Origin of the sequence: Mesorhizobium sp. Cs1299R1N3 (assembly GCF_037179625.1) — a bacterium.
Lineage (GTDB): Bacteria > Pseudomonadota > Alphaproteobacteria > Rhizobiales > Rhizobiaceae > Mesorhizobium > Mesorhizobium salmacidum.
Genome location: NZ_JAPYKQ010000001.1, coordinates 912,133 through 928,910 on the forward strand (window position 1 = coordinate 912,133; position 16,778 = coordinate 928,910).

Below are 16,778 nucleotides of genomic sequence, written 5' to 3' on the forward strand. Positions count from 1 at the left end.
CTCGAGATTGACTATGGGTCCATGTACACATATCATGTGTACATGGACCCGAGGAGATTTTCGATGCCCAGGTCGGCCGACAACAAAACGGAACGCTATCAAATCCGCATCGCGCCTGCGCAGAAGGCGATGATCGCGCGCGCCGCCGCGCTATCTCATCAGGACGTTACCGACTTCATTCTCAACAAGGTGGTTCCGGAAGCACAGGCCGTAATCGAGGCAGCCGAGGTTGCGAAAGTGTCCGACCGCGATTTCACACGTATACTCGATCTGCTGGAGAACCCGCCGAAACCCAATGCCAAGCTCCGAGCAGCGATCGCAGCCTTGCCGGATACTCTGTGACGCTTCCCGCCTGGCACGAGGAGCCGATTGCGAAACGCCATGATCGGGCCTCGTTCGATTGCGGCGATGCGCAGATGAACGATTTTCTGCGGCGGTTCGCGCGGCAAAGCCACGAACAAAATGCCGCCAAGACTTTCTGTGCGATCGACGATACGGCTTTGGAGCGGATCTTTGGCTTCTATACGATCGCGCCGTCAGCCATTGCTCATGAAACCGTGCCGGAGACGATGACGAGAGGCTTGGCACGGCACGAGGTTTCCGGCTTCAAGCTTGCCCGGCTGGCGACCGACCGCAGCGTCGCCAGGCAAGGACTCGGAGGTCAGCTGCTTGCCGCCGCCGCGTTGCGCTGCTTGCGACTTGCCGGCGAAGGCGGCGGCATCCTGCTCATCATCGATGCCAAGAGCGAGCGGGCCGCAAGATGGTATGCCAGCTACGGGGCCGAGCGTCTCGATGGATCGGATCTGACCTTGGTGATGCCATTGGCGACGTTCGCAACCGATCTGCGGGCGAAGGGGCTGCTTTGATGACAGCCTCTCGCCATCTGATCTGCCGGTTGCCGGAACCGCAAACGTCGAGTAAGCCGCCTCTGTAATCTCATTCAGTTGAACAAAGACAATCATGCCCACAGTCGCCCCGCTTGATCTCGAAGGCCATTGCGTTACCGCCGTCTTCCTTGGCGACGTGCCGCATTTCGCGCTGGCCGATGGTGCCGTCCACCGGCTCGACAATGGCCACAAGACGGTGCAGGCCAATGATGGGCTGCTCGCGGCCTTTCATGACGCGGCCAACGACCGGCTGATCACCGGCGGTGAGGACGGCAAGGTGTTTGCCGTCAAAGCCGGCGGTGAGACCCAGGAGATGGCGAGCGCCGGCAAGAAATGGATCACCAGCGTTGCCGCCGGGCCGCAAGGGGCCGTCGCCTTTGCCACGGGCAAGACCGCCTTCGTGCGCTTCGCCGATGGCAAGACCCGGGAATTTGCCCATCCGCGCTCGGTCGAGGGGCTGGCGTTCTCGCCCAAGGGCATGCGCTTCGGCGTTGCCCGCTACAATGGCGCGACGCTGCATTTCCCGGCCGCCGAGGGCAAGCCGGTGGAGCTCGAATGGGCGGGCGCCCACACCGGCATCACCTTCTCGCCGGACGGCGCCTTTCTGGTTACCACCATGCAGGAAAACGCCCTGCATGGCTGGAAACTCGCCGACGGCAAGCACATGCGCATGAGCGGCTATCCCGGCAAGGTCAAAAGCCTGTCGTGGAGCGTGAAAGGCAAGTGGCTGGCCAGTTCCGGCGCGCCGGCGGCGATCGTCTGGCCGTTCTCGGCCAAGGACGGGCCGATGGGCAAGGCGCCGCTGGAACTCGGCACCCGGGGCAACGCCATGGTGACGGCGGTCGCTTGCCACCCGAGCCAGGATGTCGTCGCCGTCGGCTATGACGACGGCATGGTCATGGCCGTGCGCTTTTCCGACGCCAAGGAAGTGCTTTTGCGGCGCCCGGGCAAAGGCGCCATCACCGCGATGATGTGGGACAAGGAAGAACGCCGCGTCGCCTTCGGCAGTGCCGGCGGCGACTGCGGCGTCATCGACATCACTGCGTAGTTTTGAAACAGCGGATTACTCGGCGCCGCAGGAAACCTTGCCGGTCAGATCGACCGGCTTGCCATCGCTGTCGTTGTCGTCCGTGCTGTCATAGACGGCGAGTTTGTAGTCTCCATCATAGACGCCCTCGTCGCTGGCCCTGGTCAGGATCGTGAGTTCGACCGAACTGTAGGTCTTGGCCACCTCCTGCTCGTCATAGATGTTCAGCCGCAGCTCCTTGTTGTCGAGCCAGTATTGGGTGAGGTTGGAGTTCTCGAAAGTGGCCTTGCGCAGCTGATCGCCGGCCGGCCTTGCCTTGATTTCGAGGTCGCCGCGGAAGTTGAAGGTCGGGCCGCCCATGCCGGTGGTGACGCCGGCATCGACCTGGAATTTCACCTGTGGATCATCGACGGAGCACCAGATGCCGCCGGTCGCACAGGCCGTACCGGCCGACAGGAACAGTGCCGTCACGCAGATGATCGTCCGCATTTCCCTTGCCCCTATTGCCGTTCCCATTGGCGCCGACTTCGCGCGGAGCGTCAAGCGCCGCCAGCTAGGGCTGAGCCAATGCAGAACGGCCGCGCGGCCAATTGCCGATGCGGAGGTGGATTGGCTAAGAGGGACGTGCCAGAGGGGTTTTCATGCACAGCGACAGTTCAACGACCATCGGCGGCATCAGCCGCGACCGCATCGCGCGATTGCGCGAGACGGAAGGCGCCGTATTCCGCAAGGCGCGGCCGAAATCGCAGGCCAAGGTCGGCAACGGCTTGCCCGCCTTCTTCGGCGGCGTGCCGATGCACTGGATGAACGACTGGCCGACGCCGTTTCCGATCCTGGTCGACAGTGCCCGCGGCGCCACGATCACCGACATGGACGGCAACAAGCTCGACGATTTCTGCCTCGGCGACACCGGTTCGATGTTCGGCCATTCGCCTGCGCCGGTGGCACGCGCCATTCGCCGCCAGGCTGGGCGCGGCTTGACTTACATGCTGCCTTCGGAAGACGCGCTCGCCATCGGGCCGCTGCTGCAGCAGCGCTTCGGCCTGCCGTTCTGGCAGATCGCGACGACGGCGACCGACGCCAACCGGTTCGCGCTACGCGTCGCCCGCGCCATCACTGGGAGAGAAAAAATCCTGGTCTTCAACGGCTGCTATCACGGCTCGGTGGACGAGACGATGGTGCGGCTGATCGACGGCAAGCCAATCAACCGGCCCGGACTGGCGGGTGAATTCCGCGACCTGACCCGAACGGCGAAGGTCATCGAATTCAACGATGTCGCCGCTCTCGAAGCGGCGCTGAAGGACAGGGATGTCGCTTGCGTCATCGCCGAGCCGGTGCTGACCAATTCCTGCATGGTGCTTGCCGATCCCGGCTACCATGAGGCGCTGCGAAAGTTGACGCGCGAAGCGGACACGCTGCTTTTGATCGACGAGACGCACACGATCTCGACCGGCCCGGGCGGCTACACCAGGAAATATGGGCTGGAGCCGGACTTGTTCGTGCTGGGCAAGCCGATTGCCGGCGGCGTGCCGGCGAGCGTCTGGGGCATGAGCGAGGAGGTCGCGTCGCGCTATGCCGACTATAACAGGACGAAAGAGCCTGGCTATTCCGGCATGGGCACGACGCTGTCGGCCAACCCGCTGCAGTTCGCGGCGATGCGCGCCACGCTCGAGGAGGTGATGACGCAGGAGAATTACGACCGCATGGATCATCTGGCGCGGCGGCTCGATGCCGGGCTGACCGGCGTGATCGATCGCTATCGTCTGCCCTGGCATGTCTCCCGTGTCGGGGCCCGCGCCGAGTTCATCTGCGCGCCCGGCCCGCTGCGCAATGGCGCCGAGGCCGAGGGTGCACATGCACCGGAACTGGAGGCCGCCATCCATGTCGCGCTGGTCAATCGCGGCGTGCTGATCGCACCCTTCCACAACATGATGCTGATCTCACCGGCAACGTCAGGCGCCCAGGTCAACCGGCTGATCACCGCTTTTGGCTCGGTTGCGGCAAAGCTTGCGGCATGAGACAAGCCACCAAGCCACCAAGCCAAACTCGAGTTCCATCATGACTTCACCTTCGGGCTCGACGCCCACCGAGGCGCAAGCCTTCCTCGACGCCCATCCCGAGGTCGAGGCCTTCGATATCGTGCTGACCGATGCCAATGGCGTCGGGCGCGGCAAGATCGTGCGCCGGCATGAGCTGAAAAGCATTTTCGAAGGCGGCCGGCATATGCCGATCTCGATCCTCGGCCTCGACATCACCGGCGAAGATGTGCACGAAACCGGGCTGATCTGGGACAGCGGCGATGGCGATCTGAGGGCCTGGCCGATTCCCGGCACGCTGGTGCCGCTTTACGGCACGAACCCGCCCCGCGGCCAGGTGCTGATGGCGATGCACCATCTCGACGGCCAGCCAATGTCGTCGGACCCGCGGCTGGCGCTTGCCCGGCAGGTCGACATACTGGCGGCCAAGGGCCTCCATCCGGCTGGCGCCTTCGAGCTGGAGTTCTTTCTGCTGGCCAATGAGCGCGATGCCGAGGGCAAGGTGCAGCCGGCGCGCGCGGTGCTCGATGGCCGCGTCTCGGGCAAGACGGAAGTCTATTCCGTCGACCATCTGCACGGCATGGAGCCGCTGTTCTCCGACATCTACGCCGCCGCCAAGGCGCAAGGCATTCCGGCCGAGACGGTGATCTCGGAATATGCGCCTGGCCAGTACGAATTGACGCTGAACTACCGCAAGGACGTGATCCGGGCGGCAGACGATCTGGTCATGCTGAAGCGGCTGGTGCGGGCGCAGGCGCGCCGCCACGGCGTCACCGCCTGCTTCATGGCCAAGCCGATCGAGAAATATGCCGGCTCCGGCATGCATTTCCATGTCTCGCTGCAGGACAAGGACGGCCGAAACGTCTTTTCGGAAGCAGCCGGCGAGAACTGGTCGTTGCCGCTGCTGCGTGGCCTCGGCGGGCTGATCCAGACCATGGCGGAATCGATGCTGGTGTTTGCGCCGCACGCCAATTCCTGGCGCCGCTTCGTCTCGCAATCCTATGCACCGGTCGCGCCGACCTGGGGCGTCAACAACCGCTCGGTGGCGCTACGCGTGCCGGCGGGCGATGCGAAAAACCGGCGCATCGAACATCGTCCGTCCGGCGTCGACGCCAACCCCTATCTGATTGCGGCGACGGTGCTCGCCGGCATCGTCAAAGGCCTCGATGAAGGGCTTGATCCAGGCCCCGAAACGACCGGCAATGGCTATGAGGCGTCCGTCACCCGCACGACGATGCCGGCCGATTGGCGCGCCGCCATCGAAGCCGCCAAGGCGTCCAGCTTCCTGAAAGGCGCGCTCGGCGAGGACCTGCACCGCACCTTCGTGGCGATCAAGCAGTCCGAATACCTGCGCGTGGCGCGCACGGTCAGCGAACTGGACTATCATCTTTACCTGCACGAAGTCTGATGGCTGGCTGACCCGGCGACGATCACTTTTTCGCCGTCGTCATCAAAATGAGGTGGCGTATCAGCCTTGCCATAGAAATATTGGCGGAACCTTCCCGAGGCCTCGCTCATTCCTGACTTGATCGCGAGAGCGGACAAGGCCGCCAGAGATATGATTGCGAAGATGCCGACAACGCCGGCGCCGCACCACGCCAAGGTGCAGGCGAGGCACTGGCCGAAGCAGCAGCCAGCCGAAACACCTGATGACGATGCCGCGGACACGGTTTCCGAATTGCGAGAGGTCGCGAAGGGATGCCGCCGCTGTCCGCTTTGGCGCGATGCGACGCAGACGGTATTCGGTGAAGGGCCTGACAATGCCAAGGTGATTTTTGTCGGCGAACAGCCGGGCGACCAGGAAGACCTCGCCGGCCAGCCATTCGTCGGCCCGGCGGGCAAGGTGTTCGATGCCATATTGGACGATGCCGGGGTCGATCGCCTGAAGGTCTACGTCACCAACGCGGTCAAGCACTTCAAATTCGAGCCGCGCGGCAAGCGGCGCATCCATTCCAAGCCGAATGTCGGCGAGGTTCAAGCCTGCCGCTGGTGGCTCGACCAGGAATTTGACCTGATCAAGCCGAACGTCGCCGTGGCGCTCGGCGCCACGGCGGCGCTGTCCCTGCTTGGCAAGGCGATACCGGTGACCAAGATGCGCGGCCAGGTGATCGAACGCGAGGATGGCTTGCGGGTCTTCATCACCATTCATCCCTCCTTCATCCTGCGCATTCGTGATCACGCCGACAAAGAGGCCGAACGCGAGCGGTTTTTGCAGGATATGAAGCAGGTGAAGCGGCTTATGGCCGCTTGATTGCCGGTCTAAAGCGCGTCGCGTCGAAACGGACTCATGCGACGCGCTTTAGATCTTTGTGTTGATGCATGTCCTTCCCCCAAAACCGAGGTCACTTGGGCGACATGCATTAGCGGACGAGAATTGCCCTGAGATCGTTGACGTTCGTGCCGGTCGGGCCGGGCACGAAGAGATCGCCGACGGCATTGAAGGCCGTCCAGGCATTGTTGCCGTCCAGCATCGCCTTGGCATCCACATCAGCCGCGCGCATGCGCGAGACAGTCGAGCCGTCGGCGAAGGCGCCGGCGTTGTTTTCCGAACCGTCGATGCCGTCGGTGTCGGCCGCCAAAGCATGAATGCCTTCCACGCCATTGATGCCGATGGCGAAGGCGAGCAGGAATTCCGAGTTGCGGCCACCCTTGCCTTTGGCCCGCAAGGTCACGGTGGTCTCACCGCCCGACAGGATCAGAACCGGCTTTTGGAAGGGCCGGTTGCGCGTCGCCACTTCGCGGGCAATCGCGGCGTGGAAGCCGCCGACCTCGCGCGCTTCGCCTTCAACGGCATCGGAGAGGATGACGGCTTCTATGCCTTGCCGCCTCGCTTCCACCGCTGCCGCTTCCAGCGACACACCGGCAGAGGCGATCAGGTGCACTTCGTTGCGCGAAAAGCGCTCGTCGTCGGGATCTGGCGCGTCGGCCGCAGGCGACCGGATATGCGCCATGACCGAGGCCGGCAGGTTCATGCCATAGGCGGATATCGACGCCAGCGCGTCTTCGCGGCTGCCGGTATCGGGAACGGTCGGGCCGGACGCGACAAGGGCCGGATTGTCGCCGGGGATGTCGGACACCACCAGCGACACCACCTTGGCCGGCCATGCGGCGGCAGCCAGCCGGCCGCCCTTGATGGTGGAGAGATGCTTGCGGATGGTGTTCATCGCCGCGATCGGCGCGCCGGAGGCGAGCAGCGCCTCGTTGACGGCGATCTCGTCGGCCAGCGTCAGGCCGGCGGCCGGAGACGGCAGCAGCGCCGAACCGCCGCCGGAAATCAGCGCCACGACCAGATCGTCCGCTGTCAGCCCTTGCACCTTGTCCAGCAGCCGCCGCGAGGCCTCGAGCCCGGCGGCGTCCGGCACCGGATGCGCCGCCTCGATGATCTCGATGCGCTCGCATTTGGCGCCATAGCCGTAGCGCGTAACGACCAGCCCTTCGATCGGGCCATCCCAGACCTTCTCGAAGGCCGCGGCCATCTGTGCCGAGCCCTTGCCGGCGCCGACGACGATGGTGCGGCCCCTGGGCCTGACCGGCAAATGGTCGCGGATGGTACGCTCCGGATCCGCGGCGGCGACGGCGGCATTGAAGATCGAGGTGAGAAAAACCTTGGGATCGGGCACGGTCATTCGGGGTCCGCGGACAGCGCAAGCTCGCGCCTGTCCATGCCCAGGTGATCGCACAGCGCATCGACCACCACGCCATGATCCTGGCGCTCCGGCAGGCCGGACACCGCGATCACACCGATGACACCGGCGCCCTTGACCGTGACCGGGAAGCCGCCGCCGGCCAGCACGTAGTCAGCAATATCCAGCCCCTCGCCGATCTTGAAGGTGCGGTCAGGACGTTGCTGTTCAAGCACCAGACGGTAAGTGCTTCTGAGATAGCGCTTCACGACATTGATCTTGCGCCGCGCCCAGTCGGGGTTGGAAGCGTTCGAACCCGGCATGGCGGCATAGAAAAGCGGCCGGTCCCATAGCCTGATGTCGACGATGACCGGCAGGTTCTCGGCCATTGCACGACCACGGATGGCTGCGCCGATCTCGAAGGCGACGGCCTCGTCGAAGGCTGCGAAGACAAGGGTCTCTTCCTGTCTCTTGATCAGAGCGATGTCGTCAGCAACGGCCATGTCTCTTTTCTCCGAAAATCGTGACGTTTCGTTTGTACGACAACATCGGCCGGGTCAAGCTTCCATCGCGGCGCCCCCCTCATCCGGCCGCTGCGCGGCCGCGTTCTCCCCGGTTGGGAGAAGAACCTGGCGCCAGCGCCGGCGGTCTCCTCTCTCCTTGGGGAGAGGCCGGAGCGCCCCGAATTGCCCTTCGCAATTCGGTTGGCAAGACGGGGTTCACCCCGCGATCATGTCGCTCTTGGCCGCCCGCCCCGCCACATAGACCTCGCGCACGGCTCGGTCGTCGCCAAGCGTCTGCAGCAGAAACAATTCCTGCGCCAGCGTCTCGACCGTTTCCATCCTGAGCCGCATGGCGGGCGTCGCCCTGGCATCGAGCACGACGATGTCTGCATCGGTGCCTTCCTCCAGCGTGCCGATCTTGTCCGCCACCGACAGCGCCTCTGCGTTGCCGCGCGTGATCTGCCAGAAGGACTGGAACGGGTTCAGCTTCTCGCCATTGAGCGCGATGACCTTGTAGCCCTCGTCCATGGTGCGCAGCATGGAATAGTTTGTGCCGCCGCCGACATCGGTGGCCGCACCTATGCGCAACGGCTTGTCGCGGCGGCGAAAGCGCTGATAGTCGAACAGGCCGGAACCGAGGAACAGGTTCGAGGTCGGGCAGAACACGGCCACCGAACCGCTGTCCGACAGCGCGTCCGCCTCGCGCTCCGACAAATGGATGCAGTGGCCGAACAGGCTCTTTTTGCCCAGCAGCCCATAATGCTCGTAAACATCGGTGTAGTCGCGCGACCAGGGGTAGAGTTCCCCGGTGAAGGCGATCTCGGCGTGGTTTTCGGACAGATGCGTCTGCATGTGCAAGTCGGGATGTTCGCGGCACAACGCGCCGGCCATCTCCATCTGCTCCGGTGACGAGGTGATGGCGAAACGTGGCGTGATGGCATAAAGCTGGCGGCCCTTGCCGTGCCATTCGGCGATCAGCGCTTTGGTGTCGTCATAGCCCGATTGCGGCGTATCGAGCACGCCTTCGGGCGCGTTGCGGTCCATCATCACCTTGCCGGCGACGTTGAGCATGTCGCGCGCATGCGACTCGGCGAAGAAGGCTTCCGCCGACGCCTTGTGCACGGAGCAGTAGGCGGCAACGGTCGTGGTGCCATGGCGCACCGTCTCATCGAGGAACAGGCGCGCGATGCGGCGGCCATGCTGGGCGTTGGCGAATTTTGTTTCCTCGGGAAAGGTGTAGGTGTTCAGCCAATCGAGCAGCTCGGCGCCATGGGACGCGATGACCTGCATCTGCGGGAAATGCACATGGGCATCGATGAAGCCCGGCAGCAGCAGATGCGGCCGGTGGTCGATTTTCTTCGCCGTCTCACCGGCCTGTTTCTCGACATCGGCATAGGCGCCTGCCGCAATGATCCTGCCGTCGCTTATCAGCAGCCCGCCATCCTCCTCGTAGCGCCAGGCGGAGTGGTCGTCGATGGTTTGCGGCCAGCGCACGAAGGACAGCGTGCGGCCACGCAGAAGTGTCGAGGTCATGCTTATTTCCCCGCGCCTTCGAACCACGCCACCAGCAACGCCCGTTCCTTGTCTGATATCTGCGAGACATTGGCTGGCGGCATGGCGTGGCTGCGGCCGGCCTGCAGATAGATCTCGCGGGCATGCTCGGCGATGCCAGCATCCGTATCCAGCATCACCCCCTTGGGTGCGTGATAGATGCCTTCATAGACCGGCTCCTGCGCATGGCACATCGAGCAGCGGCCGAGCACGGTGTCGCGCACGGCCGGGAAATGCGCCGAAGCGATATAGACCTCAGCCGCGGCGGAGGCCTTGGGCTCGCCCGTCAGCACCTTCGGCACCGTCGACAGCCAGATGATGATGAGGAACAGGACAATGGCGCCCAGCCAGGTCCAGTGCGGATTGCCGGCGCGCTTGTGCACGCTGTTGAAATAATGGCGGATCAGGACGCCGATGATGAACACCAGCGAGGCGATGACCCAGTTGAACTCGGTGCCGAACGCCAGCGGATAATGGTTCGACAGCATCAGGAACAGGACGGGCAACGTCAGATAGTTGTTGTGGAGCGAACGCTGCTTGGCGATCTTGCCGTATTTAGGATCCGGCTTGCGGCCGGCGATGAGGTCGGCGACGACGATCTTCTGGTTGGGAATGATGACCATGAAGACATTGGCCGACATGATCGTCGCGGTGATCGCACCTAGATGCAGGAAGGCGGCGCGGCCGGTGAACAGATGCGTCAGCCCCCAGGCGATGAACACCAGCACGCCATACAGCACCAGCATCAGGCCGGTATCGCTCTTTCCGAGCGGCGAGCGGCACAAGAGATCATAGACCACCCAGCCGACGCCGATCGTCGCCATCGACAGCAGGATGCCGACCGGTACCGACATCGGCAGCACGTTGGGATCAATCAGGAACAGGTCAGCGCCGGCGTAATAAACCACGCACAGCATCGCGAAACCGGACAGCCAGGTGGCGTAGGATTCCCATTTGAACCAGGTCAGGTGTTCCGGCATCTCGGACGGCGCCACCAGATATTTCTGGATGTGGTAGAAGCCGCCGCCATGCACCTGCCATTCCTCGCCGAAGGCGCCGACCGGCATGCCCGGGCGCTGGCGCAGGCCAAGATCGAGTGCGACGAAGTAGAAGGACGAGCCGATCCAGGCGATGCCGGTAACGACGTGCAGCCAGCGCACGGCGAAGCTCAGCCAGTCCCAGAAAATCGCGAAATCCATCATTGAAGTCGTCCCTGCCGATCCGGTGACTTTACGGTGTGGTGCGCAAACGAAAAGAGGCGAGGTGTACGATGACTTTCAAAAAAAATTGGAAAATACTAGTTTGATGGCCACAAACCGGCGAAGGTGCTCCGTATGGCCTATCTCGACAACATCGCCGTCTTCGTCCGCGTCGTCGAGCTCGGCAATCTGTCGGCGGCCGGCCGCGACATGCGCATTTCGCCGGCTGTCGCCTCCAATCGCATCAAGGAACTGGAGAAGCATCTCGGCGTGCGGCTGTTCAACCGCACCACCCGGCAGTTGATGCCAACAGAACACGGCACTGTTTTCTATTCCGGCGCCAAGCAGGTGCTGGAAGCGATCACCGAGGCGGAGGCTGCCGTCTCGGCGCTGTCCGGCCAGCCGCGCGGCACCATCCGCGTCACCGCGCCGCTCGGTCTCGGGCGACGGCTGGTGGCCTCGGGCATTCCCGATTTCCATGACAAATACCCTGACATCGAGGTGCGGCTCAGGCTCTCGGACCACAATGTCGACATCATGAAGGAAGGCATCGACGTCGCCTTCCGGCTCGGCATCATCGAGGATTCCAGTCTTCGGATGCGTGGCATCATGGAATGCGAACGCGTGCTGGTCGCCGCACCAAAATATCTGGAAGCGCGCGGCGAGCCGATGGAGCCGCAGGAGCTGATCGGCAGGAAACATGACTGCCTGATGCTGCGCTATTCCGGCGCGCGCGAATATGTCTGGACCTTGCAGACTCCGACCGGGCCACAAAAGTTCGAGGTACACGGCCCCTACGACACCGATGATGGCGACGTGCTGACCGGTTGGGCGCTGTCAGGGCGCGGCATCATCAACAAGCCGCGCTTCGAGGTCGAGCCGTTCATCCGCGACCGCCGGCTGAAGGTGATCCTGAGCAACACGCCACCGACGCCGGTGCAGTTCGCGGCCGTTTATCCGCACAAGAAGCTGCAGGACCCCAAGGTGCGGCTGCTGCTCGACTTCATGGCGGAGCGCTGCCAGCGGCTGATCAAGGATCTTCTGGCCGGCAAGTAGGCGGAAGAGCGAACTGGCCTGCAAGTGATGGCCTCGTGGCCTATCCGATCCGGTTGCCTTGCGTGAAAGCCAGCCTAGGCTGGTCTAGCCGGCCATCATCTTGCCCTGCAGGGCCCGATGATCCGCGGTCACGTGGCTGACCAGCGCCGTCATGATCTCGGCGGCCGCCAGCGCGGCGATGACGGGCGGGCGCTTGTCCTTGACCGCATCGCCGCCGATCGGCGAGACGAGGCGGGCGAATTCAGCCTCCGTACCGTCCGCCGACTTCAGGAACCAGCTCCTGAACGTGGCTTTCTTGGTCTTCGAGCCGATCATGCCGACATAGGCCGCGTCGTCGCGTTTCAGTGCTTCGGCGACGATCAGGAAATCGAGCGCATGGTCATGAGTGAGGATGGCGAAGGCGGTGCCGACCGGGGCGTTGCGCACCTCGGCCTCCGGCATGGGGGTCAGCCGTGTCTCCACGGTTTCCGGCATGCCTTCCAGCGCCTCGGCGCGTGTTTCGATGACGACGCCGTGAACGGGAAGGAGCGCAATGGTCGACGCCAGCGCCTGGCCGACATGACCGCCGCCGAAAATATAGACATGCGGCATATGAGCTTCCTCGGCTTCCGCCACTGCCACCAGTTCGGCGGCCAATGCGGTATCGACCAACCGGATCAGCACCTCGACCCGCCCGCCACAGCACTGGCCGATTTCGGGGCCGAGCGGGACGTCAAGCATGGTGCGGACTTCGTCGACCGCGACGCGGGACGTCGACCGCAGGCGGTTGGACCCACCCGATGGCGCCACCATCTGCCGCGCCTTGTCGATGGCCATGTATTCGAGTTGACCGCCGCCGATCGTGCCAAAGATCGCCGTTCGCGAGACGAGCATGAAGGCGCCCTTCTCACGCGGCGTCGAGCCCTTGGTGCCGGCCACTTCGACCAGGGCAAGACGGCCGGCGCCGCCGAGAAAGGCTTTCAGGCTTTGTACTTTCGAGTTCATGGTTTCACGGTTCCCGAATGGGAAATATAGGCTTTTTCGGTCCGAATTGCACGTTCTGCCAGATTCAGGCGCCGGCCTTGACCGCTTTCTTCAGCCGCTCGATTGCCATCAGCACGCGTTCCGGCGTTGCCGGGGCGTCGAGGCGCGGGCAGATCTTGTGGTCGGCGACGCTGGCCACTGCGTCCGACAGGGCGTGCAGCACCGCCATGCCATGCGGCAGCGGCGGTTCGCCGACCGCCTTGGAGCGATGGATGGTCGGTTCATAGGCCTGCGACCAGTCGGTCAGCGCCACGTTGAAGATCTTCGGTCGGTCCGACGCCAGCGGGATCTTGTAGGTCGACGGCGCATGCGTGCGCAGCCGGCCCTTGTCGTCCCACCACAATTCCTCGGTGGTCAGCCACCCCATGCCCTGGATGAAGCCGCCCTCGACCTGGCCGAGGTCGATGGCCCGGTTCAGCGAACGGCCGCAATCGTGCAGGATATCGGCGCGCTCGACGACATATTCGCCGGTTAGCGTGTCGACCGACACTTCGGCACAGGCCGCGCCATAGGCGTAGTAATAGAAGGCGTGGCCCTGGCCCTTGCCGCGGTCCCAGTGGATCTTCGGCGTCTTGTAGAAGCCGGCGGCCGAGAGCTGCACACGCGCAATATAGGCCTGCTTGACCAGATCGTTGAAGCTGACCTCCTGGTTGCCGACGCGCACCCGGTTTGGCAGGAACACCACCTGGTCGACAGGGATCTGGTATCTCTCGGCGGCAAAGTCGGTCAGCCGCTGGCGGATCTGGCGCGCCGCGTTCTGTGCCGCCATGCCATTGAGATCGGCGCCCGAGGACGCCGCCGTCGGCGCGGTGTTGGGCACCTTGGCGGTGGTGGTGGCGGTGATCTTCACGCGGTCGAGGTCGATCTGGAATTCCTCGGCCACGACCTGCGCCACCTTGAGGTGCAGGCCCTGCCCCATTTCGGTTCCGCCATGGTTCATGTGCACCGAGCCGTCGGCATAGACATGCACCAGCGCGCCGGCCTGGTTGGACTCGGTCTTGGTGAAGGAGATGCCAAACTTGACCGGCGTCAGTGCCAGGCCGCGCTTGATGAAGCGGCTGTTGGCGTTGAAGGCGGAAATCTCGCGACGGCGGCGTGCATAGCTGGCGCTCTCTTCCAGTTCCGCCACGATGCGCTGGATGATGCAGTCCTCGACCTTCTGGTGATAGGGCGTGACGTTGCGGCCGCCGATCGCCTCCATCGGGTCGTAGAAATTCAGCTTGCGGATCTCGAGCGAATCCTTACCGACCGAAAAGGCGACCTCGTCGATGACGCGCTCGGCGCCGATCATGCCTTGCGGGCCGCCGAAGCCACGGAAGGCGGTGTTGGAGACGGTGTTGGTAAAAAGCGGCGCCGATTTGGCCAGCACCGCTGGATAGAAATAGGCGTTGTCGCAGTGGAACAGCGCACGATCGCCGACCGGGCCGGACAGGTCGGCTGAAAAGCCGCAGCGCAGAGCGTAGGTGAAGTCGACGCCAAGGATGTTGCCCTCGTCGTCGAAGCCGACCTCGTAGTCGATGGCGAAATCATGCCGCTTGCCGGTGGCGGTCATGTCCTCGTCGCGGTCGAGCCGGATCTTGACCGCGCGCTTCAGCCTCTTGGCGGCAATGGCGGCGATCGCGGCGCACTGATTGGCCTGCGTTTCCTTGCCGCCGAAGCCGCCGCCCATGCGGCGCACCTCCACCGTAACCGCGTTACTCGGCACGCCGAGCGTGTGGGCGACCAGATGCTGCGTCTCGCTCGGCCCCTGGGTCGAACAGTAGACGGTCACCTCGTCGTCCTCGCCGGGGATGGCGAGCGACACCTGGCCTTCGAGGTAGAAATGGTCCTGGCCGCCAAGCCACATGCGGCTCTTGATGCGGCGGGGCGCTGCCTTGATTGCCGCGGCCGCATCGCCGCGCTTCAGGACCAGCGGCGTGGTCACCTGCTTGTCCTTCGCCGGATCAAGGTCCCAGATGTCGATCACGGCGGGAAGCTCGTCATACTCGATCCTGGCCAGGCGCGCGGCGCGCCGGGCTGCCTCGCGCGTTTCGGCAATCACCGCGAAGATGGGCTGGCCGAAGAACTGCACCTTGCCCTCGGCCAGCACCGGATCGTCATGCATGTTGCTGGGCGAGACATCGTTCTCACCCGGCACGTCGGCATAAGTCAGCACGTCGACGACGCCGGGGGCCGCGCGTACCGCCGAGAGATCGACGCTTTTCAGAACGCCATGCGCCACCTTGGACAGGCCAAGGCCGGCGTGCAGCGTGCCGGCCGGCTCCGGCATGTCGTCGATATAGACGGCGCCGCCACTGACATGCTTGTGGGCGGAATCATGCCGCTGGTCGGTAGCGATGCCGCCGACGATCTTCTCGGCCTTGTGGTTTGATGTGGCGTGCTTGTTCATCAGGCAGCCTCGCTGCGCGATACCTGCACCGGCACCTTGGTGCCCGTGGTTTCCACGTAAAAGCGCAACAAAAGGTTTTTTGCAGCCAGAGCTCGATATTCGGCGCTCGCGCGCATGTCGGTGAGCGGCGTGAAGTCCTTGGCGTATTCCGCCATCGCCGCCTCTACCGTCGCTTCGTTCCAGGCCTTGCCGATCAAAGCCTGTTCAACGGCCGCAGCCCGCTTCGGCGTTGCCGCCATGCCGCCATAGGCGATGCGGATGTCGGCCACCGTGCCGTCCTTGGCCAGAGCCAGGCAGAAGGCCCCAAGGGTCGCGGTGATGTCCTCGTCGCGGCGCTTGGTGATCTTGTAGACGGCGAATTTCACGTCCTTTGCCGGCACCGGCACATGCACGGCCTCGACGAACTCGCCTGGCTGGCGGTCCTGCTTGCCATAGGCGATGAAGAAATCCTGCAACGGGATCGTGCGCCGCGTCTTGCCCTTGCGCAACGTCAGCCGCGCACCGAGTGCGATCAACGGCGGCGGCGTGTCGCCGATCGGCGAGCCGTTGGCGACGTTGCCGCCGATCGTGCCCATGTTGCGAACCTGTTCGCCGCCGATGCGGTCGAACAACGGTCCCAACGCCGGGATGCGTTTCGACAGTATCGAAAAAGCTTCGGTGTAGGTGACGCCGGCGCCGATCGATATGACACTATCGTCTTCCGTGATGGTGCAAAGCCCCGGCAGATTGCCGATGAAGATCGCCGGCGAGATTTCGCGCATATGCTTGGTCACCCACAGGCCAACGTCGGTCGAACCGGCGACGACGGTGGCGGTGGGTTCTTTTTCGAAGACAGAAGCGAAATCGCCGGCATCGGCCGGCACGACCAGCCGCGTCTTGCCGGAGTCAATCTCGATCCTGGCGCCGTCGCGCAACGCCTGCAGTCGTGTCGTGATGCCCCGGCGCTCGGCCGCCAGCGGGTCCTTCGCCGCCTTGCCATAGCTCGAGATGGCGTGCGCGGCACGCATGATCGCCTCGTAACCGGTGCAACGGCAGAGATTGCCTTGCAAAGCCTTTTCTATCGTCGCATCCGACGGGTCCGGCGACTTCATCCACAGGCCATAGAGCGACATGACAAAACCCGGCGTGCAGAAGCCGCATTGCGAGCCATGGAAATCGACCATCGCCTGCTGCACAGGATGCAACTGGCCAGCTTCGCCACGCAGATGCTCGACCGTCACGACATGGGTGCCGTCGAGCGAGCCGAGGAAGCGGATGCAGGCATTGACGCTTTCATAGGTCAGCCCGGCGGCCGAAAGCTTGCCGATGAGCACGGTGCAGGCGCCGCAATCGCCCTCGGCACAGCCTTCCTTGGTGCCGCGCAGCGAACGGTCGAGCCGCAGCCAGTCGAGCAAGGTCGCATCGGGCGCCACGGATGACAGCGCGATATCCCTGCCATTCAAAATGAAGCGGATTTCGTTGCGGATGCTGACCTTGGCCATGCC

The 16,778-nt window shown here is 63.9% G+C and carries 15 protein-coding genes; 7 read left to right on the top strand and 8 right to left on the bottom strand.

The genetic code is table 11. From position 1 onward, the window contains the following. Positions 1-63: 63 nt before the first annotated feature. The 3 genes from O7B34_RS04210 to O7B34_RS04220 all read left to right on the top strand — a co-directional run bounded on the left by O7B34_RS04210 (position 64) and on the right by O7B34_RS04220 (position 1,935). Positions 64-342 (top strand): type II toxin-antitoxin system TacA family antitoxin, encoded by a 279-nt coding sequence (locus O7B34_RS04210; RefSeq protein ID WP_027142795.1) that lies wholly within the window; start codon positions 64-66, stop codon positions 340-342. Next, positions 339-866 (top strand): GNAT family N-acetyltransferase, encoded by a 528-nt coding sequence (locus O7B34_RS04215; protein ID WP_140716368.1) that lies wholly within the window; start codon positions 339-341, stop codon positions 864-866. Before O7B34_RS04210 ends, O7B34_RS04215 begins: the two co-directional genes overlap by 4 nt. Positions 867-960: 94 nt before the next feature. Further along, positions 961-1,935: a WD40 repeat domain-containing protein gene (locus O7B34_RS04220; RefSeq protein WP_337144990.1), complete on the top strand. Its 975-nt coding sequence runs from the start codon at positions 961-963 to the stop codon at positions 1,933-1,935. A gap of 15 nt (positions 1,936-1,950) precedes the next feature. On the opposite strand, the gene O7B34_RS04225 is transcribed toward O7B34_RS04220, so the two are convergent. After that, positions 1,951-2,403 carry a hypothetical protein gene (locus tag O7B34_RS04225; protein WP_337144991.1) on the bottom strand — a complete coding sequence of 151 codons (453 nt, stop codon included), beginning with the start codon at positions 2,401-2,403 and terminating at the stop codon, positions 1,951-1,953. A gap of 152 nt (positions 2,404-2,555) precedes the next feature. On the opposite strand from O7B34_RS04225, the gene O7B34_RS04230 reads away from it, so the two are divergent. The 3 genes from O7B34_RS04230 to O7B34_RS04240 all read left to right on the top strand — a co-directional run bounded on the left by O7B34_RS04230 (position 2,556) and on the right by O7B34_RS04240 (position 6,201). Beyond that, entirely contained in the window at positions 2,556-3,932 is a 1,377-nt protein-coding gene (locus O7B34_RS04230) for an aspartate aminotransferase family protein (RefSeq protein WP_337144992.1), read from the top strand. Between the two features lie 40 nt (positions 3,933-3,972). Further along, positions 3,973-5,358 (top strand): glutamine synthetase family protein, encoded by a 1,386-nt coding sequence (locus O7B34_RS04235; protein ID WP_337130254.1) that lies wholly within the window; start codon positions 3,973-3,975, stop codon positions 5,356-5,358. A 117-nt stretch (positions 5,359-5,475) separates the two neighbouring features. Next, complete coding sequence (locus O7B34_RS04240; RefSeq protein WP_280940096.1) at positions 5,476-6,201, top strand: UdgX family uracil-DNA binding protein; 726 nt, start codon at positions 5,476-5,478, stop codon at positions 6,199-6,201. 109 nt (positions 6,202-6,310) lie between these two features. Here O7B34_RS04240 and O7B34_RS04245 read toward each other — a convergent pair whose 3' ends face one another. From O7B34_RS04245 to O7B34_RS04260, 4 genes are all read right to left on the bottom strand, one after another. Then, the gene (locus O7B34_RS04245; protein ID WP_337144993.1) at positions 6,311-7,576 is read right to left on the bottom strand and encodes a glycerate kinase type-2 family protein; all 1,266 of its coding nucleotides are present in this window, start codon (positions 7,574-7,576) and stop codon (positions 6,311-6,313) included. Beyond that, entirely contained in the window at positions 7,573-8,076 is a 504-nt protein-coding gene (locus O7B34_RS04250) for a heme-degrading domain-containing protein (protein WP_337144994.1), read from the bottom strand. Before O7B34_RS04250 ends, O7B34_RS04245 begins: the two co-directional genes overlap by 4 nt. A 216-nt stretch (positions 8,077-8,292) precedes the next feature. Beyond that, positions 8,293-9,609: a guanine deaminase gene (guaD, locus tag O7B34_RS04255; RefSeq protein WP_337144995.1), complete on the bottom strand. Its 1,317-nt coding sequence runs from the start codon at positions 9,607-9,609 to the stop codon at positions 8,293-8,295. A 2-nt stretch (positions 9,610-9,611) separates the two neighbouring features. Further along, positions 9,612-10,829: a urate hydroxylase PuuD gene (locus tag O7B34_RS04260; RefSeq protein ID WP_337144996.1), complete on the bottom strand. Its 1,218-nt coding sequence runs from the start codon at positions 10,827-10,829 to the stop codon at positions 9,612-9,614. Positions 10,830-10,961: 132 nt separating this feature from the next. Here O7B34_RS04260 and O7B34_RS04265 point away from each other — a divergent pair, with 132 nt between their 5' ends. Continuing rightward, entirely contained in the window at positions 10,962-11,882 is a 921-nt protein-coding gene (locus O7B34_RS04265) for a LysR family transcriptional regulator (RefSeq protein WP_027142784.1), read from the top strand. Positions 11,883-11,966: 84 nt separating this feature from the next. Here the strand turns inward: O7B34_RS04265 and xdhC are convergent, their stop codons facing one another. The 3 genes from xdhC to xdhA form a co-directional block, all read right to left on the bottom strand. After that, complete coding sequence (xdhC, locus tag O7B34_RS04270) at positions 11,967-12,866, bottom strand: xanthine dehydrogenase accessory protein XdhC (RefSeq protein WP_337144997.1); 900 nt, start codon at positions 12,864-12,866, stop codon at positions 11,967-11,969. A gap of 64 nt (positions 12,867-12,930) precedes the next feature. Beyond that, positions 12,931-15,294 carry a xanthine dehydrogenase molybdopterin binding subunit gene (gene xdhB / locus O7B34_RS04275; RefSeq protein ID WP_337144998.1) on the bottom strand — a complete coding sequence of 788 codons (2,364 nt, stop codon included), beginning with the start codon at positions 15,292-15,294 and terminating at the stop codon, positions 12,931-12,933. Continuing rightward, on the bottom strand, positions 15,294-16,775 hold the full coding sequence (gene xdhA / locus O7B34_RS04280) for a xanthine dehydrogenase small subunit (RefSeq protein ID WP_337144999.1): 1,482 nt from the start codon (positions 16,773-16,775) through the stop codon (positions 15,294-15,296). Before xdhA ends, xdhB begins: the two co-directional genes overlap by 1 nt. Positions 16,776-16,778 lie beyond the last annotated feature (3 nt).